Below are 24,531 nucleotides of genomic sequence, written 5' to 3'. Positions count from 1 at the left end.
AGGGGCTTCTGTCTTGCCGGTCTTTTCTCGCACGCGGGGTCACCCGGCAATCACATGGTTCAGCTCACACTTCCGAAAAATTCCAAGCTCACGCGCGGCAAAACGTGGAACCAGCCCGACCACGAAGGCGACTGGAAAGAGTTTCGCATTTATCGCTGGAATCCGGACGATAGCGAAAATCCCCACATCGATACGTATCAGATCGATAAAAAGCAGTGCGGGCCGATGGTGCTCGACGCCCTGATCAAGATTAAGAACGAGATCGATCCGACGCTGACGTTCCGCCGCTCGTGCCGCGAGGGCATCTGCGGGTCCTGCGCGATGAACATCGACGGCACGAACACGCTCGCCTGCCTCAAGGGCATGGACGATGTCAAAGGGCCGGTGAAGATCTATCCGCTCCCCCACCTTGAGGTCGTGAAAGACCTGGTGCCGGATTTGACCAACTTCTATGCCCAGCACCGTTCGATCGAACCTTGGCTCAAAACCGACACCGCGACGCCGCCGACGGAATGGAAGCAGTCGCGCGACGACCGCAGCAAGCTCGACGGTCTGTACGAATGCATTCTGTGTGCATGCTGCTCGACGTCATGTCCAAGCTACTGGTGGAATTCCGATCGCTACCTCGGTCCCGCAATCCTGCTGCAGGCCTATCGCTGGGTCATCGACAGCCGTGACGAAGCGACGGGTGAGCGGCTCGATAATCTCGAAGATCCATTCCGTCTCTATCGCTGCCACACCATCATGAATTGCGCCAAGGCGTGCCCGAAAGGGTTGTCGCCTGCGAAAGCAATCGCGGAATTGAAAAAACTGATGGTCGAGCGCCGCGTCTGAGGCGGCGGAATACTTCGCGCGCCGGATCTCAGAAAGGGTCATGCTATGCAGGACATCCTCGATCACATCGGCTTTCCCATCGCCGATTACGCGCGTTCCGTCGCATTCTATAAGCAGTCACTGGCCCCGCTCGGGATCGCGATGCTGAAGGAAGTCAGTTTGTCGGAGGATGGCTCCGACGGTTACGCCGGATTTGGACGTCAGCGGCCGCAGTTCTGGATCGGCACCGGTTCACCGCTAAAAGGCCGGCTGCACGTGGCGTTCGCCGCCACCAGCCGCGAGCAGGTGCAGGCTTTTTACGAAGCCGCGCTCGCCGCGGGCGGCCGTGACAACGGTCCGCCCGGCCTCAGGCCGCACTATCATGAGAATTATTACGGCGCTTTCGTTCTCGATCCGGACGGCCACAATATCGAAGCCGTGACCCATTTGCCCGAATAAGCCGCGCTTTAAGCCTCGGATTTTATGCGAAAGCGGCTCTGAAAAGAGAAATGGCCGGTGACGCTAATCGCTGTCTCCGACCATTTAAAAAGTATTGACACCGAAGTGCCGGTAATCGGTTCACTCCCAAGTTCGAATGCCCAATCCGGAACCCGGGAGTTGCAAACCGAATTAGGCGGCTTTCCGCTTCGCGGTCTTCTTCACTGCCTTGCGCACCGTCTTCTTCGCGGCTTTCTTCGCGACGGGCTTCTTTCTCTTCGCAGGTGCCTTCTTTGCTGCTTTAGCCATAGGATTAGTCTCCCTCTAGAGTTCGAATCAGCTCGAACTCAACAAACATGAGCAAATTCGCGAAGTTTGTAGACAGAGAAGTTTGATATATCGCATAAAAAGGAGTTTATTAACGCAAATTGTTGCGTAAATGTCGCAATTTTTCTTATTTTCGCCGCCCTATTGGCCTTTCCGAAGATTGAGAGATGCGAATTCCCGCTGATTTCGATTCCCAATTTCGAATCCTGATTCGTATTTCTCGCCATTCATTAGTCGTCAAACCGATCAGATTTCTTGCGATCCTCTGATGCGCGTCTGCATGTCGAGCGCGGCGTGCAGATAGGCCATCGGCTCATCAATCATGTCGGCGACGAGAGATCCGTAGTCGGCGCGATTGGGAACGATGTCGGCGAAGATGGATCCATCTTCGATCTTGAGGTCCGCACCATAGTGGCGCGCGATCGCCTGCATCTTGGCATTGTTCGGCATACAGACGAGTGTGAGGTGGCTGTAGCCGCGATTGCGCGCCGTCCGGATGACGCGTCCCATCAATTGCGTCGCGATACCGCGATTGGCGAATGCTCTTTCGACGGAGAATGCGACTTCGGCATTCGCATTGCGCATCAACGTCCCCGGACGCAATTCAGCGACGCCGCGCACGACCCCGTCGACGAAATAGCCAAACGTCACGTTTCCGAAATCGCTGGCGTGCGCCGCATAGGTCTCGACGAAAGCATCCGAGACGTCATGTCCGAACCGCCGGTGACGCGCGTCACCGTCGAGACGCTGCAGGTGATCCCTGAACAGATAGCTTTCGCTCGCCAGGAGCCGCCGAATAAATCCGAAATGCGCGTCGTCTTCGACGTGAGCTTCATCAAGCATGACTAGCCTCTCGTAGTCTGGGGCCTACCGCCGCCGGGGCGCCAAGTCCTCGTAATATAAAAGGAAATGATGCTTAATTTGTGCGAAGCAACAAGTCTTTGCTGCAACGCAGTAGTGCATTTTCGGCCGACGGATGTCAGAAAAGCTCAGCGAGCGGCTCTTTTCCCGGGGTGGGGTATCCCCAATCGACCCATAGGTGACATTCGGTCGCGCACCGGGGAGACCAGCCGCGCCCTCGCGTTATTGCGTGCCGAGCTCCATCCCGACTACCGAGGCATTGCAGTTTGGGCGGGGCGCATGGGCACGATCATCGACGGTTACCGGGAACGTTTGGCGGAGCATGAGATCGAGCCCGATCCGGCGCAGGCTTCGCTCGCGGCCCGGCTCGACGCATTGCAATCGGATCTCGTCGCGAGTCACCACCACCGAGGTCTTTTCTCGCGCCTGCTGGGGAAGTCCTCGGCAGCCCCGAAGGGACTTTACATTTGGGGCGCCGTCGGCCGTGGCAAGACGATGCTGATGGATCTGTTTTTCGAAAGAACGGAATTCGAACCGAAGCGGCGCGCGCACTTTCACGAATTCATGGCCGACGTGCATGATCGGATCGGCGCGGCGCGCGAGAACACGCCCGGCGATCCCATCCCGCATGTTGCGAGCGCCATTGCACGCGAGGCTCGGCTTTTGTGCTTCGACGAAATGCATGTCTCCGACATCGCCGACGCGATGATACTCGGTCGGTTGTTTGAGAACCTGTTCGCGGCTGGCGTAACAGTGGTGGCGACATCGAATGCTCGGCCATCGGAGCTTTACAAAAACGGCCTCAACCGCCAGCTCTTTCTGCCGTTCATCGATCTTATTAGCGCAAATATGGATGTCTTCGCGTTGCAATCCGAGAAGGATTTCCGGCTCGACAAGCTGTCCGGCGCGCAGCTTTATTTTTACCCCGCCGATGCGGCCGCGCGCGCCGCGCTCGATGCGCACTGGGACCGCCTCACGGGCAAACATCCGGGCAAATCTCAGACGCTTGAGGTCAAGGGTCGCAAGCTCGTCGTGCCGCTCGCGTCCGTAGGCGTTGCCCGCTTCAGCTTCGACGAACTTTGCAATCGGCCGCTCGGCGCCAACGATTATCTGCACATCGCCCACGCCTTTCACACGGTTATCATTGACGACATCCCGGTTTTGACGCCGGACCGCCGCGACGTGGCGCGCCGCTTCATCAATCTGGTCGACGCGCTTTATGATGGCCGCATCTGCCTTATTGCGTCCGCCGCCGCCGAACCGGCCGCCCTCTATCCTGAAGGCAGCGGATCGGAGGCCTTCCAACGTACCGCCTCGCGTCTGACCGAAATGCGCTCGGAGGCCTATCTTGCCGGTCATTCGGGTGGCCGGGCCCGGCACTGAAGACAAGCACCGACGACATGTGATTGTCGTAGGTTTGCCAGCAAAGGGTTCATACCAAAGTTGCGGCTTGCCTTTGAGCCGCCAACGAACTTGATTAGGCCGGAGGGCGGAATGTTCGCCCGCATAGGCAACTGGTTAAAATTCCTTGGGGGTAGCACGAATGGCGCGCGCCAAAATCGCATTGATCGGCTCAGGACAGATTGGCGGCACCTTGGCGCTGCTCGCCGGCCTCAAGGAACTCGGCGACATCGTGATGACCGACATCATCGAAGGTGTCGCGAAAGGCAAAGCCCTCGATCTTGCGCAGGCCGCCGCCGTCGAAGGCTATGACGCCAAGCTGTCGGGCGCTGGACCCGATGGCTATGCGGCGATTGCCGGAGCCGATGTCTGCATCGTGACGGCGGGCGTTCCGCGAAAGCCGGGAATGAGCCGCGACGACCTCCTCGGCATCAATCTGAAGGTGATGGAGCAGGTTGGCTCCGCCATTGCGCAGCACGCGCCGAACGCCTTCGTCATCTGCATCACGAACCCGCTCGACGCGATGGTGTGGGCGTTGAGAAAATTCACCGGCCTTCCGGCCAGCAAGGTGGTCGGCATGGCGGGCGTGCTCGATAGCGCCCGCTTCACCTGCTTCCTCGCCGAGGCGGCCGGCGTGTCGATCGAGGATGTTCGGGCTTTGACGCTCGGCGGACACGGCGACGACATGGTGCCGCTGGTGCGCTATTCGACAATCGGTGGCGTCCCCCTCCCCGATTGCGTGAAGCTCGGTTTCTTCAGCCAGGAACAGCTCGACGCGATGATCAAGCGCACGCGCGGCGGCGGCGGCGAGATCGTTGCGCTGCTAGGGACGGGCTCGGCGTTCTATGCGCCGGCTGCGTCGGCGATCGCGATGGCCGAGAGCTATCTCAGGGACAAAAAGCGGATGCTGCCGTGCGCGGCCCATCTCGACGGCGAATACGGCATCAAGGACACCTATGTCGGCGTCTCCGCGATTATCGGCGCAGGCGGCATCGAGAAGGTCATCGAGTTCGCACTCGACGACAACGAAAAAGCGATGTTCGATAAGTCCGTCGCATCCGTTCAGGGTTTGATCGAAGCCTGCAAGAAAATCAGCCCGGCGCTCGCAAGCTGAGGAGGCGGACGCGCGCCGTGCACGCGATCCGCTCCAGGCATTGTCGCGTAAACGCGCCGGCGCGCGCTTCAGCCGAAATGAAAGACCTTCTTCAGAGCGTGGGACAGGGCCCCGCGCCTTTCCTTCCGGGCAACATCTTCTTCACTGCGAAGCCACGTCATCTGCACGACGCGGCGCTCGCCGACGAAAGGCGTATGGCCATGCCAGGAACAGTCGGATCGGCGGAACGCGAACACCGTTCCGGTCAGAGGGCTGATCTGCTCAACGTAGTCTTCGAAGTCCTTGCCATTGCGCAGAACGCGCAGGCATCCGGCAGCGGTGCCGTCCCATTTGTCGTTGAGGTAGGTGAGCATCGTCGCGATCTTGGCTTCACCGTCGGTGTGAATGCGGCCGTCTTTAGCCTGCGAGATCTTTCGGATTGTGATCATCTTCGGCTTGTCGACGAGATCGATATCGAGCTTTTCGGAGACAATCGCCGAAACCTCGGGGCTTTTCAGATCGTCGAGCAGCTTTGCAAACGCGCCGTGGGAGCGACTGCCAACATCGGCTTCGGTGAAAAAACCGGGCTCTCTGAGATCGGGATAGTCGGCCTTCAAGGGCTTGACGGCCTGCGGTTGGATGAAGTTCTCGCCGGTGAGGAAATTATATGGGTCGCGCCCGGTCCGCGCGGATTTCAAGCTATCGATGTCGATGCATGCAAATTCCTGAGACATGAATATCTCCCGTTGCCGACCATCCCATTTTCCAAACTGAATTCACGGGGGCGCAAAACACGCCGCAAAGGGCGCCGCTCCGGAAATTCAGGGACGAGGCGCCAACATCGATTTCACCGGCCTGAAAAACGGCCTAATGACGGCATGTGCGGTAAAATGTGCGTGCTGACTTTTCACGATATACCGCGAAACGGAGTCCAAGCATGAACATCCACGAATATCAGGCCAAAGAGCTTTACCGCGCCTACGAGGTGCCGACGCCGAACGGTTTCGCGGCCTTTTCTGTCGCCGAGGCCGTTGAAGCGGCAAAAAAACTTCCGGGACCGGTGTGGGTCGTCAAGGCGCAAATCCACGCTGGAGGACGCGGCAAGGGAAAATTCCTCGAACCGTCGGCGGGCGACAAGGGCGGCGTTCGCCTCGCCAAGTCGATCGACGAGGTGAAGGAATTCGCCGAGCAGATGCTGGGTAAAACGCTGGTGACTGTTCAGACCGGACGCGCCGGACGCATCGTCAATCGTCTCTATATCGAGGACGGTTCCGCGATTGAGCGCGAGCTTTATCTCTCCGCGCTCGTAGATCGCGCATCCTCGCGTGTCGCTTTCATCGTCAGCCAAGCGGGCGGCATGAACATCGAGGACGTCGCGCACGAGACGCCGGAAAAAATTCACACTCTGACAATCGATCCGGCAACCGGCTATCAGCCGTTCCACGGCCGCAAGGTCGCCTTCGCGCTGGGTCTCAAGGGAGATCAGGTGAAGGCGGCGGGCAAGCTCGTCGAAAACCTTTATCGCATGGTCGTCGAGAAGGACATGAGCCTGCTCGAGATCAATCCGCTGGTCGTCACGAAAGACGGAAAGCTCATTTGCCTCGACGGCAAGATGAACTTCGATTCCAATGCGCTTTATCGGCATCCCGAAATCGTCGAGCTGCGGGATGTGGGCGAAGAAGACCCGACGGAGATCGAAGCCTCGAAGCACGATCTCGCGCTCGTCAAGCTCGACGGCAACATCGGCTGCCTCGTCAACGGCGCCGGCCTCGCGATGGCGACCATGGACATCATCAAGCTCTATGGCGCCGAGCCGGCGAACTTCCTCGACGTCGGCGGCGGCGCATCCAAGGAAAAGGTGCGCGAAGCCTTCAAGATCATCCTCGCCGATCCGTCCGTGAAGGGCATCCTGGTCAACATCTTCGGCGGCATCATGCGTTGTGACATTATCGCTGAAGGCGTCATCGCGGCGGCCCGCGAAATGGACATCAAGGTGCCCCTCGTCGTGCGCCTCGAAGGCACGAACGTCGATCTTGGTAAGAAAATCCTGAAAGAGTCCGGTCTGAAGATCATTCCCGCCGACGATCTGGCCGACGCTGCCAAAAAAATTACCGACGAGCTGAAACAGGTGGCCTGATCTTCGCCGAACTGCGGAAATATCTGGCATTGGCACGATAGTTGGTCTTGCTGCACCGCAAAAGATGAGCGACATTCCGCGCCATGAAATGCGGTCAATGCGGGGATGGAATGTCAATTCTGGTCGACAAGACAACAAAGGTCATCTGCCAGGGCATAACAGGCAGCCAGGGAACGTTTCACACCAAGCAGGCGCGAGCTTACGGAACGAAGATCGTCGGCGGCGTAACGCCCGGCAAAGGGGGCACCAAGCACCCCGATGCCGAGCTTGCCGACGTGCCGCTCTTCGACAGCGTGGCGGAAGCCATCGCAACGACAGGCGCCACGGCGTCGTCGATCTATGTGCCGCCCCCATTCGCGGCCGACGCGATCCTCGAAGCCATCGATGCCGAAGTCCCGCTGATCGTCTGCATCACCGAGGGCATTCCGGTGATGGACATGGTGCGCGTCAAGCGCGCGCTCGACGGATCGAAGTCGCGGCTTGTCGGACCGAACTGTCCCGGCATCCTGACACCCGGTCAATGCAAGATCGGCATCATGCCGGGAAACATCTTCAAGCATGGCAGCGTCGGCATTGTATCGCGGTCCGGAACCCTCACATATGAGGCAGTGAAGCAGACGACCGATGTCGGCCTCGGCCAGACGACCGCTGTCGGCATCGGCGGCGACCCGGTGAAAGGCACCGAGTTCATCGATGTCCTCGACCTTTTCCTGTCCGACAAGGAAACACAATCGATCATCATGATCGGCGAAATCGGCGGCTCCGCCGAAGAAGATGCAGCGGAGTTTCTGATACGCGAAGCCCGCAAGGGCCGGAAGAAGCCGATGGCCGGGTTTATCGCCGGCGTGACCGCGCCGCCCGGACGGCGCATGGGACACGCGGGCGCCATCATCTCCGGCGGCAAGGGCAAGGCGGAAGACAAGCTGGCGGCGATGCAAGCCGCAGGCGTCGCCATTTCACCGAGCCCCGCCGCCCTCGGGCGTACACTTATTGAAATCTTGCGAGCGTAAGATCTCACTCAGCACATGGCCGAACCGATCGGCAGCGATTTCTTGATCTCGACCGTGCGCGTCATCCAGAGCCCTCGATAGGCAACCAAGCCTCAAAAGGACGAATCAGATGTCACGAAATGGCCAGAACGAAGCGTTTCTCCGCACCTCGTTCTTGAGCGCCGCCAATGCCCCCTACATCGAAGACATGCAGGCCGAATACGAACGCAATCCCGGCGCCGTCAGTGACGAATGGCGATTGTTTTTCGACAGCATCAAGGAGCCGGCCGCGGGGCAATCCGTTGCCGGCGGCCCGGCCTGGGCCCCGCCGCTCGAAGCGCTGCTGAACGAGACGGCCACCGATCACGATCTGGTCGGCGCGTTGACCGGCGACTACGGCGCGGCGGAACGCACCATTCGCGACAAGATCGAGCGGCGCGCGCAGATCTCGGGCTTCGAGATGTCGCCGGCCGCCTCGCTGCGCGCGACGCAGGATTCGATCCGCGCCCTGATGCTGATCCGCGCCTATCGCGTGATCGGGCATCTGGCCGCCGACCTCGATCCCCTCGGCATCGCGGATCGCCGCGTCCATCGCGAGTTGCTGCCCGAGACGTATGGCTTCACCGAAGCCGATCTCGACCGCCCGATTTTCATCGATCGCGTGATGGGTCTCGAAACGGCGACGATGCGCCAGATCGTGACGATCCTGCGCCGCACGTATTGCCGCCAGATCGGATTCCAGTTCATGCACATCACGGATCCGGCGCAGAAGAGCTGGATTCAGGAACGGATCGAAGGCCCGGAAAAGGACATCAGCTTCACGCCGGAAGGCCGCAAGGCGATTCTGCGGAAGCTCATCGAAACCGAGACCTTCGAGAAATTCTGTGATCTGAAATATACCGGCACGAAGCGCTTCGGCCTTGAAGGCTCGGAATCGATGATCCCGGCGCTCGAGCAGATCATCAAGCGTGGCGGCCATCTTGGCGTCAGGGAAATCGCGCTGGGCATGGCGCACCGCGGCCGCCTCAACGTGCTGGCCAACGTCATGGCGAAGCCGCTGCGCGCGATTTTCAAGGAGTTCAAGGGCGGCTCATTCAAGCCTGACGATGTCGAAGGTTCCGGCGACGTCAAATACCACCTCGGCGCCTCCTCGGATCGCATGTTCGACGGCAACGGTGTGCATCTTTCGCTGACGGCGAACCCGTCGCATCTCGAAATCGTCGACCCGGTGGTGCTCGGGAAAGTGCGCGCGAAGCAGGATCAGCAAGGCTGTTCCGGCGGCGACCGGACGCCGGTGCTACCGCTTCTCATCCATGGTGACGCGGCGTTCGCGGGCCAGGGTGTCGTCGCGGAATGCTTCGGCCTCTCAGGCCTGCGCGGTCATCGCACGGCGGGTTCGATCCATTTCATCATCAACAACCAGATCGGCTTTACGACGGCGCCGTATCACTCGCGCTCGTCGCCCTACTGTTCCGACGTCGCGTTGATGATCGAAGCCCCAATCTTCCACGTCAACGGCGATAATCCCGAAGCGGTCGTTCACGTCGCCAAGATTGCAACCGAATTCCGCCAGCGCTTCCAGAAGCCAGTCGTCATCGACATGTTTTGCTATCGCCGTCACGGTCACAACGAGACCGACGAGCCGATGTTCACGCAGCCGGCGATGTACAAGCAGATCAAGGCGCACCCGACCATCGTCGAAATCTATTCGCAGTCGCTCATCGACGAAGAGGTCGTTACGGTCGCTGAGTTCGATGAGATGAAAGCCTCCGTTCGCGCCAATCTCGATAATGAGTTCGCCGTCTCCGACGGCTACAAGCCGAACAAGGCGGACTGGCTCGATGGCCGTTGGTCGGGCATCACGCGGTCCGACAGCGATGATTGGCGCGGCAACACCGGTATCCCGATTGAAACGCTGAAGGATCTCGGCCGACGCCTGACCTCGATTCCCAACGATTTCCACATCCACAAGACGATTGCGAAGCTTCTCGAACGCCGCCGCGAAATGACCGAAGCTGGGGTCGGAATTGACTGGGCAATGGGCGAGCACCTCGCGTTCGCCTCTCTGTTGATGGAGCGATTCCGCGTCCGGCTATCGGGCCAGGATTGTGAGCGCGGAACATTTTCGCAGCGCCACGCCGTGTTCATCGATCAGGAGACGGATCGCCGCTTTGCGCCGCTCAAGCATCTGGCGCCCAATCAGGCGAACTTCGAGATCGTCAATTCGATGCTTTCCGAAGAAGCCGTGCTCGGTTTTGAATACGGCTACTCGCTCGCCGAGCCGAATGCGCTGACGCTTTGGGAAGCGCAGTTCGGCGACTTCGCCAACGGCGCGCAAGTCGTGTTCGACCAGTTCGTGTCTTCGGCCGAGCGCAAGTGGCTGCGCATGTCCGGTCTCGTCTGTCTTCTGCCGCACGGCTACGAAGGCCAGGGCCCGGAACATTCGTCCGCGCGCCTTGAACGCTATTTGCAGCTTTGCGCCGAAGATAACTGGCAGGTCGCGAACTGCACGACACCCGCCAATTATTTCCATATTCTCCGGCGTCAGTTGCACCGGAACTTCCGCAAGCCGCTGATTTTGATGACGCCGAAATCGCTGCTCCGGCATAAGCGCGTCACGTCGAAGATTGAAGAGTTCGGGCCGGGAACGAGCTTCCACCGCCTGCTCTGGGACGACGCGGAACGCGGTGTCTCCTCTCTCAAGCTTCGCCCCGACGATGAGATCAAGCGTGTCGTCGTCTGTTCCGGCAAGGTTTACTACGACCTATTGGATGCTCGCGACACGCAGGGACGTGACGACGTCTATCTGCTCCGAGTCGAGCAGCTCTATCCGTTCCCGGCGCGCGCTCTGATCCAGGAACTCGGTCGTTTCAAATTTGCGGAAATTGTCTGGTGCCAGGAAGAGCCCAAGAATATGGGCGCCTGGTACTTCATGGACGCGAATATCGAGTGGGTCTTGACTCATTTGGGGTATATTCACCGCCGCCCACGTTACGCTGGGCGGGCGGCGTCCGCGTCGACCGCGACCGGCCTCCTATCGCAGCATATCAAGGAACAGACCGCGCTCGTCGCCGACGCGCTCGGAGCATGACAAGCAACCGCGATCGGCGGCCGGCTCCGCGAAGTGGAGTCGCCGATCGCAAGCAATGATGTTCCGGACTCGTTGCCGATTGGCTCGGAACATGACAAGCAACCGCGATCGGCGGCCGGCTTCGCGAGGTGGAGCCGCTGATCGCAAGCAATGGTGTTCCGGGCTGATTTCTGACGCGCTGGGAACATAACAAGCAACCGCGATCGGCGGCCGGCTCCGCGAAGTGGAGTCGTCGATCGCAAGCAATGGTGTTCCGGGCTGATTTCTGACGCGCTGGGAACATGACAAGCAACCGCGATCGGCGGCCGGCTCCGCGAAGTGGAGTCGCCGATCGCAAGCAAAGGTATGAGGGCTGAGATGTCGATTGAGATTCGCGTTCCCGCGCTTGGGGAAAGCGTCACGGAGGCGACCGTTGGCAAGTGGTTCAAGCAGCCCGGCGACTCCGTGAATGCCGACGAGCCGCTGGTCGAGCTTGAAACCGATAAGGTGACAGTCGAAGTCCCGGCGCCGGCATCGGGCGTGCTGGGCGACATCCTCGTCAAATCAGGTTCGACGGTTGCCGTCGGATCGCTTCTTGCCGCCTTGAAAGCGGGCGCGGGCAAAGCATCGGCCTCCGCCCCTGCCCCCGAGGCAGCAAAGCCCGCCGTATCGCCGGCACAGCTGAAGCCCGAGCGCGTCGCGCCGAGAGCCTCAGAAGCCGGAGCAAGCGTAAGCGCCCCGCCCCCTCCGCCGGCGGCGCTCAAGGCGCTGACCGAAGCAGGCCTCGAACCCTCCGATGTTCATGGTTCCGGGCGCCGTGGACAAATCCTGAAGGAAGACGTCATCAACGCCGTTGCCGCCGCCGCTGCGAAGCCTGCGGCCACGCCACCGCCGCTCCGCAATACGTCGGGCGCGCCGATCTCTCCGAACGCTGTTGCAATTCCCGGCGCGCCAACGACGATTGTAATGCGTGACGTGCGGCTGCCGTCACCCGCCAACGACGCGACGCGCGAGGAACGCGTCAGGATGTCGAAGCTCCGCCAGACCATCGCGCGCCGCCTGAAAGAGGCGCAGAACGCCGCCGCGATGCTGACGACGTTCAATGACGTCGACATGAGCGCCATCATGGCGCTGCGCGCGCAATACAAGGATGTGTTCGAGAAACGGCATGGCGTGAAGCTCGGCTTCATGGGCCTGTTTGTTAAAGCTTGCATCCAGGCGCTTCGCGACGTGCCGTCCGTCAACGCCGAGATCGATCACGAGGATATCGTCTACAAGAATTACTATCACATCGGCGTTGCGGTCGGGACCGAGAAGGGTCTCGTCGTGCCGGTCGTGCGTGAAGCCGACCGGCTGAGCCTCGCCGAGATCGAGCAGAAGGTCGCCGAATATGGCAAGCGCGCCCGCGACGGCAAGCTGTCGATCGAGGACATGCAGGGCGGTACCTTCACGATCTCGAACGGCGGTGTCTACGGCTCGCTGATGTCGACGCCGATCCTGAACGCGCCGCAGTCCGGCATTCTCGGCATGCACCGCATCGAGGAACGCCCGGTCGTGCGCGGCGGCCAGATCGTGGCGCGTCCGATGATGTATCTTGCGCTGTCCTACGATCACCGCATCGTCGACGGTAAGGAGGCCGTGACCTTCCTTGTCCGCGTCAAGGAATGCCTTGAAGATCCGCAGCGCTTCATCCTGGAGCTCTGAGGAATGACAGCACCCTATGATTTGATCGTGATCGGCACCGGGCCTGGCGGCTACGTCTGCGCCATCCGCGCCGCGCAGCTAGGTCTGAAGGTCGCCGTCGTCGAAAAACGCAGCACGAACGGCGGAACGTGCTTGAACGTCGGCTGCATCCCGTCGAAAGCTCTGCTGCACGCCTCGCACGCTTATGATGAGGCCAAGCACGCGTTCGGCGCCATGGGCATCGATGCGTCACCCGTCCTCGATCTGCCGAAGATGCAGGCCTTCAAGCGCGAAGGCGTCAAAGGCAACGTCGAAGGCGTCGCTTACCTGCTGAAGAAGAACAAGATCGACAGCTATTTCGGGACCGGCCGCATCGTCAAAAGCGGTCAGGTCGCCGTCACCTCGCCCGGCGGCGAGACGCAGACGCTCGAAGCGAAATCGATCGTCATCGCGACCGGATCGGACGTTGCGCGCCTCCCCGGAATCGAGATCGATGAAAAACGCGTCGTGTCATCGACCGGCGCGCTGGACCTCGCGTCCGTTCCCCGCAAGCTGCTGGTGATCGGCGCCGGTGTCATCGGCCTTGAACTCGGCTCCGTCTGGCGCCGCCTCGGCGCGGACGTTCTGGTCGTCGAATATCTAGACCGCGTCCTGCCGGGCACCGACAATGAGGTTGCCCGTGCGTTCCAGCGCCTACTCGAAAAGCAGGGCATCGCATTTCGCCTTGCAAGCAAGGTCACGGGCGTTTCCGGCCCCGAGAGCTCCGGCAAACCGCTCAGTGTTCAGATCGAACCGGCCGCGGGCGGCGTCGCCGAAACAATCGAAGCCGACGTCGTCCTCGTTGCGGTCGGGCGCGTTCCTTATACCGATGGCCTGGGCCTCGCCGAGGCGGGCGTCGCGCTCGATGCGAAGAAGCGCGTACTCACCGACGGTCATTTCCAGACCAGCGCATCCGGCATCTTCGCAATTGGCGACGTCATCGCCGGTCCGATGCTGGCGCACAAGGCCGAGGACGAAGGTGTCGCCGTCGCCGAGATCATTGCCGGCCAGGCCGGGCACGTGAACTACGACGTCATTCCGAACGTCATCTACACGTCGCCTGAAGTCGCGAGCGTCGGCAAATCCGAGGAAGAATTGAAAGCCGCCGGCATCGCCTACAACGTCGGTAAGTTTCCGTTCACCGCCAATGGGCGGGCGAAATCGATCCGCATGACGGATGGCTTCGTCAAAATCCTCGCCGATGTCGCGACGGACCGCGTGCTGGGCGTCCATATCATCGGCGCGAACGCTGGCGAACTCATCGCGGAAGCGTGCGTGTTGATGGAATTCGGCGGCTCGGCTGAAGACCTCGCGCGGACCTGCCACGCGCATCCGACATTGAGCGAGGCCGTCAAGGAAGCGGCCCTTGCCGTCGGCAAACGCGCGATCCACCTCTAGGTCGTTCCCGGTGGCCGGGCTCGAACCCGGCCGCGAGGCGCTTACTCCACCGCCGTAACGGCGTAGCCGCGCTCACGCAGCAGCGCCACGAGGCCGGTCGGCCCGACAAGGTGCAGCGCCCCGACGGCGATGAAAGCGCTGCCGTCCTGAAGCAAGCGTTCGGCGGCATCGCGCATTCTGACGTTGCGATCTGAGAGAAGCGCCGTCTTGAAACCGTCGAAAGCCGAAGCCGGAACACCGGATTCGGCGGCCAGCGCCAATTGAAACGGCATCGCCGCGCCGATTTCTCGCCGCAGATACATCTGCACGATCGATTCCATCAGATCATCGGTGCGGTCGGCATACTTGAGCCCCACCTTCAGCATCTCGATCTGCTGATCGTCGGCAATCGAAGCCAGAGATTCGAGCTGCTGTTCGATGGTTTCCAGACCTTTGACCGTCAGGCCGTTCTTTTGCGCCTCCTGCGCGACTTGCAAATCGAGCACCTTGGCGCCCGACTCCACCTGCTTGCGTTCGCAATCGGACGTCGCGAGCATCATGCTGATGAGCCACGGCTTTATGAGAGCCGATGATTGTTCCGGCATGCCGGCCTGTTTGACGATGCGCTGGACGACTTTGAATTCATCGTCCGACAACTGCGAATTGAGCGTGCGCCCATCCGTATAAACGAGAAGGTGACCGGCCTTCAGCATCGCGTCGCCGACGGCTTTTTCTGACAGGTCGGCAACTTCAAGTGCCACCGATTTCGAATGCGCGATGAGATCTTGCTGCCGCGTAGACAATCGCGAAATGCGCGGATCGGAGAGATGCATCGTGCCCAGCAGATACGATGGCGCGACTTCAGGCTTCTCGATCTTCCACAGCACGGCTTCGGTGTTTGATGTCTGACGGCTTTCTTCGATTATGGTTTTGTAAGTGTCCGGCGACCGCGTCTGCAATTCCGCCAGCATGTCAGTGCCGCGGCACGGGGGCGGCGCGTCGTTTGCCCAAACAGTTGAAACGCCCGCGAAGAACAGGCTGAAACAAACAAAGAGAAACGTTCGAAAATTCGGTGTCATAGGGCACTCAGATATAAACGGTGAACGCTCAACCTCGAGCCGCGCGCGGGTGCGCCTGGTCGTAAACGGAAAGCAGGCGCTCTCGATCGACTTCAGTATAGACCTGTGTGGTCGAAAGCGAGGCGTGGCCCAAAAGCTCCTGAATTTGCCGTAAATCCGCTCCCGCCGAAAGCAGATGCGTCGCAAACGAATGCCGAAGCGCGTGCGGAGTCGCCGTTTCCGGCAGTCCAAGATCACGGCGCATGCGCTCCATCGCCAGTTGGATCAGACGCGGCGACAACGGCCCGCCGCGTGCACCGAGAAACAGCGGCCCATCGCCGGAAAGCGGAAACGGGCAAAGCCGCATGTACTTCGCGATGGCGTCTGAAATAATCGCAAGGGCCGGGACGAGCCGATCCTTGCCGCCCTTGCCCGTGATGTGCATCACGTCGCGACCGTTGAGCGGCGCCGAGTTCGGCGTCAGGCTCAACGCTTCGCTGATGCGCACCCCCGCGCCATAGAGCAAAAGCATCACCGCCGTATCGCGGGCTCCGATCCATTCGGCCCGGTCTTCATTTTCCGCCGTAACGAGTTCGGCGGCCCCGTCGACGGTCAACGGCTTCGGCACCGAATGTGGAATTTTCGGCAGGGCAACTTGCAGCACGGCGCGGTTCTGCAGCTTGCCCTCGCGTTCGAGCCAGCGAAAAAATGTCCGGAGCGACGAAAGCGAGCGGGCGAGCGACCGCGACACGACATCGGATTTGCGCCGATGCGCGAGGAACGCCCGAAAGACCTTCGTATCGATGCGGCCGAGATCGCCAAGGCATGGCACGCGTCCGAGATGCGTCTTCAGGAACGCCAGGAACTGCGTGAGATCGCGCGCGTAGGCTTCGCGCGTCGCCGGGCTTTGTCCGCGCTCGTTGATGAGATGCGCCAGCCAGTCTTCGACGGCGCGCTTGAGGTCGCCGCCCAGTGGCAGCTCAGCCTCGGTCGCCAAAATTTCGTCGAGTGAAGTCACCGGCAGCGCCCTCTTGTCGGAAAATCAGCGTTCCCCGACACGGTTACCAAACCGTTAACGCACGCAAGAGTTACAGCAATTTGCCCGGATTCAGAATGCCCTTGGGATCGAGCGCCTGCTTGATCGCGCGCATGACGTCGAGTTCGACCTGCGATTTGTGCAAACGCAGAGCCTCGCGCTTCATCTGGCCAATTCCGTGCTCTGCCGAAATCGAGCCGCCAAGCTCCGAGACAAGCTCGAAGATCGCGTCCGACATCGGCTCCCAAAGCGACAGGAATTGCGCTTTGTCTGCGCCCTCGGGCTGGCTGATGTTGTAATGCAGATTGCCATCGCCGAAGTGTCCGAACGGCACCGGACGCGCGCCCGGCGCAATCGCCTCGACGATCTCGGCCGCGTGCATCAGGAATTCCGGAATGCGCGCAATCGGCACGGAAATATCGTGCTTGATGCTGCCGCCCGCGCCTTTCTGCGCTTCGGAAAACGCTTCCCGCAAACGCCAGAAATCCTGCGCCTGATGTAGCGACCGTGCCATCGCCGCGTCGCGAACAAGCCCTTGCGCATGAGCAATGGTCAAAAGCGATTCAAGCGCACTCCCCGATCGTGTGCCATCGCCGCCGTGCGAAAGCTCGATCAGCACGTACCAAGGATGCGCATCGATAAACGGATCGCGCGTATTGGGCATATAACGCAGCGCGAACTCCTGCGCCCGATGCATCCAGAATTCAAATGCCGTCAGGGACGCTCCCGCTTCGGCTTCCGCAATCCGGAAGAGCTTCAATGCTGCTGACGGAGACTCGACGGCGACAATCGCCGTCTCGCGTTCCGCAGGAATGGGAAACAGCTTCAGGCTCGCCGCCGTGATAACGCCGAGCGTCCCCTCCGATCCGATCAGGAGGTCACGAAGATCATAACCCGTGTTGTCTTTTTTCAATCGCCGCAGTCCGTGCCAGACGCGGCCGTCTGCGAGAACGGCCTCAAGACCGAGCGCGAGATTGCGCGCGTTGCCGAAAGCGAGAACGGCGGTTCCGCCCGCGTTGGTCGCCAGCACGCCGCCGATCGTGGCGCTGCCTTCCGACGCGAGACTGAGCGGGAACAGCCGTCCCGCGCCCTCGGCCGCGTTTTGTGCCTCGGCAAGTGTCACGCCGGCTTCGACGATCATCGTGCCGCCCGCCGCATCGACATCGCGGACCTTCTTCATGCGCGTCAGCGACAGCACGATCTGATCCCCGGCAAGCGACGGAATTTGCCCGCCGACGAGACCCGTATTGCCGCCCTGCGCAACGATGTTGATGCCTTCATCGTGCGCCAGCGTTAAAATGCGCGCGACTTCATCGGTCGTCTGAGGGCGCAGCACGACCGGCGTCTTTCCCGTGTAACGATCCCGCCATTCGCGAAGATAAGGCGCCTTGTCGTCCGTGCCGGTCAACGCGTTCGCCGCGCCGACGATGTCGGCGAAGCGGGAAATCAATTCGGTAGAAAAGATTTTCGATGCCACGCGCGTTGATCCGAAACAGCGGCCGATGCCGCGATCACACGATTGTCTGACCCGTCTTCTTCCAGTCGTTGACGAAAGCCGTCAGGCCCGCGTCCGTCAGCGGATGCTTGACCAGTGCCTTCAGAATGGCGGGCGGAATGGTCGCGACGTCGGCCCCGATCATCGCCGCTTCCTTGACGTGATTGACGGTGCGGATCGACGCCGCAAGAATGTCGGTCGAAAGATCGGGGTAGTTGTCGTAGATCGTCCGGATCTCACGAATGACGTCCATGCCGTTCAATCCGATGTCGTCGAGCCGCCCGATGAACGGCGAAACGAACGTCGCGCCCGCCTTCGCCGCAAGCAACGCCTGGTTCGCCGAAAAGCAGAGCGTGACATTGACCATCGTGCCGTCGCTCGTCAGCACCTTGCACGCCTTGAGACCGTCCATTGTCAGCGGCACTTTGATCGTCACGTTCTTGGCGATCTTTCTCAGCACCTCGGCTTCGCGCATCATGCCCTGGTAATCGGTCGCGGCGACCTCCGCCGAAACCGGCCCCGGTACGACGGCACAAATTTCCTTGATGATATCCTTGAAATCACGCCCGGCCTTGGCGACCAGCGTCGGGTTCGTCGTCACGCCGTCGAGCAGGCCCGTCGCGGCTAACTCCTTGATCTCAGCCACATCGGCGGTATCGACGAAGAATTTCATTTCAGGCTCCTGGTTCGTCTCTTAACTTTTCGGCTTGCCTTTGGTGCGCCGCAACTTAAGGCAAACCTAGCACGCTCGATTCTCGGGAGAAGCTTCTAGTCCGTTGAACGTCCCTTTGGATAGTCTGCTCGAAATCCTGGATAACGGCGCCCCATCCGGCGCTCGCAGCGTGCCCGTGCTGATGCCGGTCGCGCTCGATCAGACGTACGACTATCTGGTGCCGGATGGCGTCGAGGTTCCTCCAGGTTCGTTCGTGCTCGTACCCTTCGGGCCGCAAACGCGCATCGGCATTGTATGGGACGGCCAACGTGGCGGCGGCAAGGCCGTCGATCCTAAGAAACTCAAATCCCTGACGAGCCTGATCGACGCACCGCCGCTGCCTGAAATTTCGATGCGGTTCGCCGAGTGGGTGGCGCGCTACACGCTGGCGCCGCTCGGCATGGTCGCGCGCATGATGATGAGCGCCGACGCCGCCTTCGAGCCGCCGAAACACCGCTTCGGGGTGCGGCTAGTGGAGGGCGCGCCGCTGCCGTCAAACATGACCCAGGCGCGCACGCGCGTCCTGGAGATTGCCGCCGACGGTCTCATCCGCGCCAAGTCGGACTTGGCGAACCTCGCTGCCTGCTCGACGGGTGTGATCGACGGATTGGCGGCCGCCGGAAACCTCGTCGAGGTCGCAATCCCAGAGCGCGTCTTTCCGCGTCCGAAGCCGGAGCACGCAACGACAGATTTCATCATCGAGCAGGCGCGCGCCGTCGCCACGCTCGTCAGCGCGGTGGACGCAAAGAATTTCTCCGTGACGCTGCTCGACGGCGTGACGGGATCGGGCAAGACAGAAGTCTATTTCGAAGCCGTCGCACGCGCGCTCGAAGTGGGCGATCAAGCTCTGATCATGCTCCCTGAAATTGCACTGACGAGCCAGTTTCTCGACCGTTTCGCGCAACGCTTCGGCGCGCCGCCCGTCGAATGGCATTCGGCATTAAGCCCGGCGGAACGCGGCCGCATCTGGAAAGGCGTCGCGCGCGGCGACGTGCGTTGCGTGGTCGGCGCGCGATCGGCGCTGTTCTTGCCGTTTGTGCAGCTCCGCCTCATCGTTATCGACGAAGAGCACGATCAAGGCTTCAAGCAGGAAGATCGCGTTCACTATCAGGCGCGCGACATGGCAGTGGTGCGCGGCAATCTCGGAAAGTTTCCCGTGGTGCTCGCCTCCGCGACGCCGTCGATCGAAAGCCACGTCAACGCACTCGTCGGCCGCTATCGCCACGCGGTGCTTCCGGGCCGCTTCTCGGGCGTCGCGATGCCGGACGTTTCGTTGATCGATTTGAAGGCCGAGAAACTCGAACCAGGCAAATGGCTGGCGCAGCGCCTTGTCGCCGGGATTACGGAAACACTCGAAAAAGGCCAGCAAACACTGCTGTTTCTCAATCGTCGTGGTTACGCGCCTTTGACGCTCTGTCGCGCTTGCGGTCACCGCCTTGAATGTCCGCAATGCACGGCATGGCTCGTCGAACATCGCTTCAAGAAAAAGCTCACCTGCCACCATTGCGGTTTTTCGCTGTCGCTTCCTGAGAAGTGCCCGAAGTGCGGCGAACCCGGAACGCTCGTCGCCTGCGGCCCTGGCGTCGAGCGCGTGCAGGAGGAAGTCAAAGAACGCTTTCCCGACGCCCGCGTCGCGCTGCTCTCGTCGGACCTCATCCCAGGCCTTACCGAAATGCGCGAAATCATTCGCGGCATCGAGGCGCGCGAATTCGATATTATCATCGGGACGCAGATCGTCGCCAAGGGTCATAACTTTCCTGGCCTCGCCCTCGTTGGTGTTGTCGACGGCGACCTAGGCCTCGCGCACGGCGCCGATCCACGCTCCGCCGAACGCACGTTCCAGCTCTTGCATCAGGTGACGGGCCGCGCCGGTCGCACGAGCTTCGTCGGGCGCGGCTTCGTCCAGACTTATTCGACCGATCATCCCGTGATGCAGGCGATCGTCGCGGGCGACCGCGATGCGTTTCTAAATTACGAAGTGAAAACCCGCCAGGCGGGCCTGCTCCCACCCTACGGGCGCCTAGCTGCAATCGTGATTTCAGCGCGCGACAAGGCCCTGACCGAAGTCACCGCCCGCGACGTCGCGCGACGGGCGCCACCCTCGGACGTGATCTCGGTATTAGGCCCCGTCGAAGCTCCCATTGCCGTTGTGCGCGGCCGTCACCGCTGGCGATTGCTGGTTAAAGCCCCGCGTGACGTGGACCTGCAGAGCTATCTCCGAGCTTGGGCTGGAACGATTCCAAAACTCAAAAGCGACGTTCGCATCACCGTCGATATCGACCCCTACAATTTCCTCTGACGGCGCTCGCTTAGCAGCGGTCAAATGCGGCATGTTTGCCATAGCCGAAAGCGGGCCTCCACAGCGCCGCGAAGCAGCGTTTCGCAGACACCACAAATCGGCTAAACGACCAGCAGGTGCCGACGCGAAGCTGCGGCATGAAATTGGCGTCTACAAGTCATCGAAAGACCTCCATGCCCCTACGCATTGCCGTGCAGATGGACCCGATCGATCGCATCGACATCAAGGGCGATTCGACGTTCGCGATCCTGCTCGAAGCGCAAAAGCGCGGGCACGAAATTTTCTATTACACGCCCGCCGATCTCTCGCTGCACGGAGACAAGCTGCTAGCGCGCGGCCAGAGCTTAAAAGTTGAAGACAAGCACGGCGCGCATTTTGCGCTATCGAATTCGCGTGTCGAAAATCTTGCGACCCTCGACGTCGTCCTGCTGCGCCAGGACCCGCCCTTCGACATGGCCTACATCACGACGACGCACCTGCTCGAGCGCATTCATCCGAAAACGCTCGTCGTCAACGACCCCGCGCACGTGCGCAACGCTCCGGAAAAGCTGTTTGTCCTGGATTTCCTCGACCTGATGCCGCCGACACTCGTCACGCGCTCGCTCGCCGACGTCCAGGCGTTCCGCAAAGAGTTCAAGGACATCATCGTCAAGCCGCTTTACGGCAACGGCGGCGCCGCCGTGTTCCGCATCAAGCCGGACGACGGCAATCTGGCGTCGCTGGTCGAACTCTTTCAAACCGTTTTCCGCGAACCGTTCATGGTTCAGGAATTTCGTCCCGAGGTGAAGGACGGCGACAAGCGCATCATTCTCGTCGATGGCGAAGTCGCGGGTGCGCTCAATCGCGTGCCGCAAGCCGGCGAAACGCGCTCCAATCTGCATGTCGGCGGAACGGCCGTCGCGGCCAAGCTGACGAAGCGCGATGAAGAAATCTGTGCCCGGCTGAAGCCCGAGCTCAAGAAGCGCGGCTTGATCTTCACCGGTATCGACGTCATCGGCCCGTATCTGACCGAAATTAATGTCACGTCCCCGACCGGTATCCGCCAGGTCAAGGCATTTGGCGGCAACGACATCGCCGCGATGATCTGGGACGTTATCGAAAAGAAAAGAGCACATGCTGCGTGACGTTCCGGCCGGAAGACGCGCGCCCAATCGCAATGGGAAGGTTGGCCAATCCATGACGTCACGAACCTTGGGATACAAGACAGCATCGCGGGTTTTCATGACAGCGTTCTTCTTTGCTGCGGGAAGCCTCGCGTCGCGAAGTGCCGATGCAATCGCGACGTCGCCGTTCGATGCGCTGGTTGGACGCTGGACCGGCGACGGCATTCTCGGCTTCAAGGAGAGCAAGCCTGAACGTGTCAAATGCCGGGCGACCTACCTGCTCGATGCGGCCTCGGAGAATGAGCTGAAACAGACCATTCGCTGCGCGACGTCCTCTGGCGCCATCGAAGTCATCAGCAATCTCAAGGAAGCGGCCGGCAAGCTCACCGGTCACTGGAAAGAAACGATTCATAATTTCGAAGGCGATCTGACGGGCGAGATCACGCCGAAGGGCTTCCGCATCATCGTCAAGGGCGCCGACATCACGGCAAACATGGACATCATCGTGCGCGGAACACTGCAGGCCGTCGAAATTCAGTTCGTCAATTCGTCTCTCGTCGGTCTGTCGATGGCGATGAAAAAGGGCTGAGCGAAACATCGGTTTGGAAACGATGGGACCCCTTTTCGCAATCCTGACCGCTGTCGTTTCGTTCGCGCTGTCGATCCCTCCTGCCGTCGAGCAGTATCGCTGGGATCGCAATGGCTTTTGGCAAACACTCAAGTGGATGGGTATCTACGCGCTCTATGTCGCCGTCGGTCTTGGCATCCTGCTGCTATCGGCCGACGGCCCCCAGCCGCCGACGAAAGCGGCGCTTGCGGCGCTCTTCATGCTGGGCTGGATCGCATACGGCATGGTGTGGTTGATCCGGTTGGTCCCGCGCTATCGCGAGCTTCCCGGTTGGGTCGGCAAATGGTGGCTCGACGAGCTGTTTGCGCTCGTGCTCGCGGGGCTGCTCGTCGCCTTGCTCGCGCTCTAAGATATACGAGTTCCTCTTTTGTTCTTTACGGCATGATCGGGATGCGATAGGGTCAGGTTTCGACCTGGGGGACCTCGCATGTACGGCCAGATTTCGACCCTTGCATTTATCGGTATCGAAGCGCGGCCAGTCGAAGTCCAGGTGCGGGTGACGCCCGGAGCGGCGGCGTTCGCCATCGTCGGCTTGCCGGACAAGGCCGTTGCCGAAAGCCGTGAGCGTGTCCGCAACGCCCTGCACGCTGTCGGTCTCGGTCTTCCCTTTAAGCACATCACCGTCAATCTCGCCCCGGCCGACCTGCCGAAGGAAGGCAGCCATTTCGATCTTCCGATCGTGCTGGCGATGATGTCGGCTATGGAAGCCATCGCCCCCGATGCCATTGCGAACTATGCAGCCGTCGGCGAACTGGCGCTGGACGGATCGATCCGCGCCGTGCCTGGAACGCTTCCCGCCGCCATCGGCGCCAATCAAATGGGAAAGGGTCTGATCTGCTCTGCGGCGTCCGGTCCGGAGGCCGCATGGGCGAGCGAAGACCTCGACATCCTCGCCGCGCCGCATCTGCTGTCGCTGGTCAACCACTTCAAGGGCACGCAGACCCTGTCGCGCCCGAAGCCTAATATTTTGCCGGCCCAAACCTCGTTCGCGGATTTGCGCGACATCAAGGGCCAGGAAACCGCCAAGCGTGCACTCGAAATCGCCGCCGCCGGAAGCCACAATCTTCTGATGATCGGCCCGCCCGGATCGGGCAAGTCGATGCTGGCGTCGCGCATGTCGTCGATCTTGCCGCCGCTCTCGCCGGAAGAAATTCTGGAAGTCTCGATGGTGCATTCGCTGGCGGGCGAGCTGCTCGGCGGCAAACTCACCATCGAGCGGCCATTCCGCGCCCCGCATCATTCCGCAAGCATGGCCTCGCTCGTCGGAGGTGGATCACGTCCGCGCCCCGGAGAAGTCTCGCTCGCGCATCATGGCGTGCTGTTTCTCGATGAGCTGCCGGAGTTCCAGCCGAATGTGCTGGATGCATTGCGTCAGCCGCTTGAAGCCGGCGAGACGGTCATCGCGCGTGCCAACCACCGGATTTCATACCCGTCACGCATCCAGCTCATCGCAGCGATGAACCCCTGCAAATGCGGCGGCGCCTCTCCCGGTGAAAGCTGCCGCCGCGGTCCGCGCTGCGCCGCCGACTATCAGGCGCGGGTTTCAGGTCCGTTGCTGGATCGCATCGATCTCCAGATCGAAGTCCCGGCCATATCAGCGGCGGATCTTGTCCTGCCGAGCCCAAGCGAAGGCAGCGCGGACGTTCGCGCCCGTGTCACCGCCGCGAGAGAGCGCCAGCGCGCGCGATTTGCGGCGCTCGGCGCCAAAGGCGTTCGAACCAATGCCGACTGCTCGACGACGATTTTGGAAAAAACTGCGACGCCCGATGAAGCCGGCGTCGCCCTGCTCCGTCATGCCGCCGAGACCCTGGGCCTCTCGGCGCGAGGGTTCCACCGCACGCTGAAAGTTGCGCGAACGATCGCCGATCTGGAGGGGGCTGAAATCGTCAGCCGCCCGCATGTCGCCGAAGCGCTCAGCTATCGCGGAGAAACGATGCGCCAGGCCCGCGCCGCGTGAGTAATCTACGACAGA

Annotated in this window: 20 protein-coding genes; 14 read left to right on the top strand and 6 right to left on the bottom strand. The window is 61.0% G+C overall.

Annotation, left to right across the window (positions count from 1 at the left end; genetic code table 11):
* The first annotated feature begins 54 nt into the window (after positions 1-54).
* Together WC026_RS03395 and WC026_RS03390 are read left to right on the top strand one after the other, a co-directional pair.
* Positions 55-834 (top strand): succinate dehydrogenase iron-sulfur subunit, encoded by a 780-nt coding sequence (locus WC026_RS03395; RefSeq protein ID WP_372709395.1) that lies wholly within the window; start codon positions 55-57, stop codon positions 832-834.
* Between the two features lie 45 nt (positions 835-879).
* A complete protein-coding gene (locus WC026_RS03390) occupies positions 880-1,272 on the top strand; it encodes a VOC family protein (protein ID WP_372709394.1) in 393 nt (130 codons plus the stop codon).
* Between the two features lie 552 nt (positions 1,273-1,824).
* Here WC026_RS03390 and WC026_RS03385 read toward each other — a convergent pair.
* Positions 1,825-2,421: a GNAT family N-acetyltransferase gene (locus tag WC026_RS03385; RefSeq protein WP_372709393.1), complete on the bottom strand. Its 597-nt coding sequence runs from the start codon at positions 2,419-2,421 to the stop codon at positions 1,825-1,827.
* Between the two features lie 297 nt (positions 2,422-2,718).
* Between WC026_RS03385 and zapE the strand changes: the two genes are divergently transcribed.
* Together zapE and mdh are read left to right on the top strand one after the other, a co-directional pair.
* Complete coding sequence (zapE, locus tag WC026_RS03380) at positions 2,719-3,822, top strand: cell division protein ZapE (protein WP_372709392.1); 1,104 nt, start codon at positions 2,719-2,721, stop codon at positions 3,820-3,822.
* Between the two features lie 160 nt (positions 3,823-3,982).
* A complete protein-coding gene (mdh, locus tag WC026_RS03375) occupies positions 3,983-4,954 on the top strand; it encodes a malate dehydrogenase (RefSeq protein ID WP_372709391.1) in 972 nt (323 codons plus the stop codon).
* A 68-nt stretch (positions 4,955-5,022) separates the two neighbouring features.
* Here the strand turns inward: mdh and WC026_RS03370 are convergent, their stop codons facing one another.
* Positions 5,023-5,667 carry a 2OG-Fe(II) oxygenase gene (locus tag WC026_RS03370; RefSeq protein ID WP_372709390.1) on the bottom strand — a complete coding sequence of 215 codons (645 nt, stop codon included), beginning with the start codon at positions 5,665-5,667 and terminating at the stop codon, positions 5,023-5,025.
* 203 nt (positions 5,668-5,870) lie between these two features.
* On the opposite strand from WC026_RS03370, the gene sucC reads away from it, so the two are divergent.
* The 5 genes from sucC (at position 5,871) to lpdA (ending at position 14,249) form a co-directional block, all read left to right on the top strand.
* Positions 5,871-7,070, top strand: coding sequence for an ADP-forming succinate--CoA ligase subunit beta (gene sucC / locus WC026_RS03365; RefSeq protein ID WP_372709389.1), 1,200 nt, complete (start codon positions 5,871-5,873; stop codon positions 7,068-7,070).
* A 110-nt stretch (positions 7,071-7,180) separates the two neighbouring features.
* Complete coding sequence (sucD, locus tag WC026_RS03360; RefSeq protein ID WP_372709388.1) at positions 7,181-8,080, top strand: succinate--CoA ligase subunit alpha; 900 nt, start codon at positions 7,181-7,183, stop codon at positions 8,078-8,080.
* A gap of 109 nt (positions 8,081-8,189) precedes the next feature.
* Positions 8,190-11,150, top strand: a complete 2,961-nt coding sequence (locus WC026_RS03355; RefSeq protein ID WP_372709387.1) for a 2-oxoglutarate dehydrogenase E1 component — start codon at positions 8,190-8,192, stop codon at positions 11,148-11,150.
* 357 nt (positions 11,151-11,507) lie between these two features.
* On the top strand, positions 11,508-12,833 hold the full coding sequence (gene odhB, locus WC026_RS03350) for a 2-oxoglutarate dehydrogenase complex dihydrolipoyllysine-residue succinyltransferase (RefSeq protein WP_372709386.1): 1,326 nt from the start codon (positions 11,508-11,510) through the stop codon (positions 12,831-12,833).
* A 3-nt stretch (positions 12,834-12,836) separates the two neighbouring features.
* Complete coding sequence (gene lpdA / locus WC026_RS03345) at positions 12,837-14,249, top strand: dihydrolipoyl dehydrogenase (RefSeq protein WP_372709385.1); 1,413 nt, start codon at positions 12,837-12,839, stop codon at positions 14,247-14,249.
* A gap of 41 nt (positions 14,250-14,290) precedes the next feature.
* On the opposite strand, the gene WC026_RS03340 is transcribed toward lpdA, so the two are convergent.
* The 4 genes from WC026_RS03340 to fsa form a co-directional block, all read right to left on the bottom strand.
* The gene (locus WC026_RS03340; protein WP_372709384.1) at positions 14,291-15,199 is read right to left on the bottom strand and encodes a TraB/GumN family protein; all 909 of its coding nucleotides are present in this window, start codon (positions 15,197-15,199) and stop codon (positions 14,291-14,293) included.
* Between the two features lie 136 nt (positions 15,200-15,335).
* The gene (locus tag WC026_RS03335) at positions 15,336-16,304 is read right to left on the bottom strand and encodes a tyrosine recombinase XerC (protein WP_372709383.1); all 969 of its coding nucleotides are present in this window, start codon (positions 16,302-16,304) and stop codon (positions 15,336-15,338) included.
* Between the two features lie 70 nt (positions 16,305-16,374).
* Positions 16,375-17,799, bottom strand: a complete 1,425-nt coding sequence (locus WC026_RS03330) for an FAD-binding oxidoreductase (RefSeq protein ID WP_372709382.1) — start codon at positions 17,797-17,799, stop codon at positions 16,375-16,377.
* Between the two features lie 34 nt (positions 17,800-17,833).
* The gene (fsa, locus tag WC026_RS03325; RefSeq protein WP_372709381.1) at positions 17,834-18,490 is read right to left on the bottom strand and encodes a fructose-6-phosphate aldolase; all 657 of its coding nucleotides are present in this window, start codon (positions 18,488-18,490) and stop codon (positions 17,834-17,836) included.
* A gap of 103 nt (positions 18,491-18,593) precedes the next feature.
* Between fsa and WC026_RS03320 the strand changes: the two genes are divergently transcribed.
* The 5 genes from WC026_RS03320 (at position 18,594) to WC026_RS03300 (ending at position 24,516) form a co-directional block, all read left to right on the top strand.
* Positions 18,594-20,828 carry a primosomal protein N' gene (locus WC026_RS03320; protein WP_372709380.1) on the top strand — a complete coding sequence of 745 codons (2,235 nt, stop codon included), beginning with the start codon at positions 18,594-18,596 and terminating at the stop codon, positions 20,826-20,828.
* 173 nt (positions 20,829-21,001) lie between these two features.
* Positions 21,002-21,952 (top strand): glutathione synthase, encoded by a 951-nt coding sequence (gene gshB / locus WC026_RS03315; RefSeq protein WP_372709379.1) that lies wholly within the window; start codon positions 21,002-21,004, stop codon positions 21,950-21,952.
* A gap of 52 nt (positions 21,953-22,004) precedes the next feature.
* Positions 22,005-22,520 carry a hypothetical protein gene (locus WC026_RS03310; RefSeq protein ID WP_372709378.1) on the top strand — a complete coding sequence of 172 codons (516 nt, stop codon included), beginning with the start codon at positions 22,005-22,007 and terminating at the stop codon, positions 22,518-22,520.
* 22 nt (positions 22,521-22,542) lie between these two features.
* Positions 22,543-22,908 (top strand): hypothetical protein, encoded by a 366-nt coding sequence (locus tag WC026_RS03305; RefSeq protein ID WP_372709377.1) that lies wholly within the window; start codon positions 22,543-22,545, stop codon positions 22,906-22,908.
* Positions 22,909-22,986: 78 nt separating this feature from the next.
* Complete coding sequence (locus WC026_RS03300) at positions 22,987-24,516, top strand: YifB family Mg chelatase-like AAA ATPase (RefSeq protein WP_372709376.1); 1,530 nt, start codon at positions 22,987-22,989, stop codon at positions 24,514-24,516.
* Positions 24,517-24,531 lie beyond the last annotated feature (15 nt).

The organism is Hyphomicrobium sp. (assembly GCF_041674905.1).
Taxonomy (GTDB): Bacteria; Pseudomonadota; Alphaproteobacteria; order Rhizobiales; family Hyphomicrobiaceae; genus Hyphomicrobium_B.
Note: the sequence above shows the minus strand (reverse complement) of the source record. Positions and strands in the feature narration are given on the sequence as shown.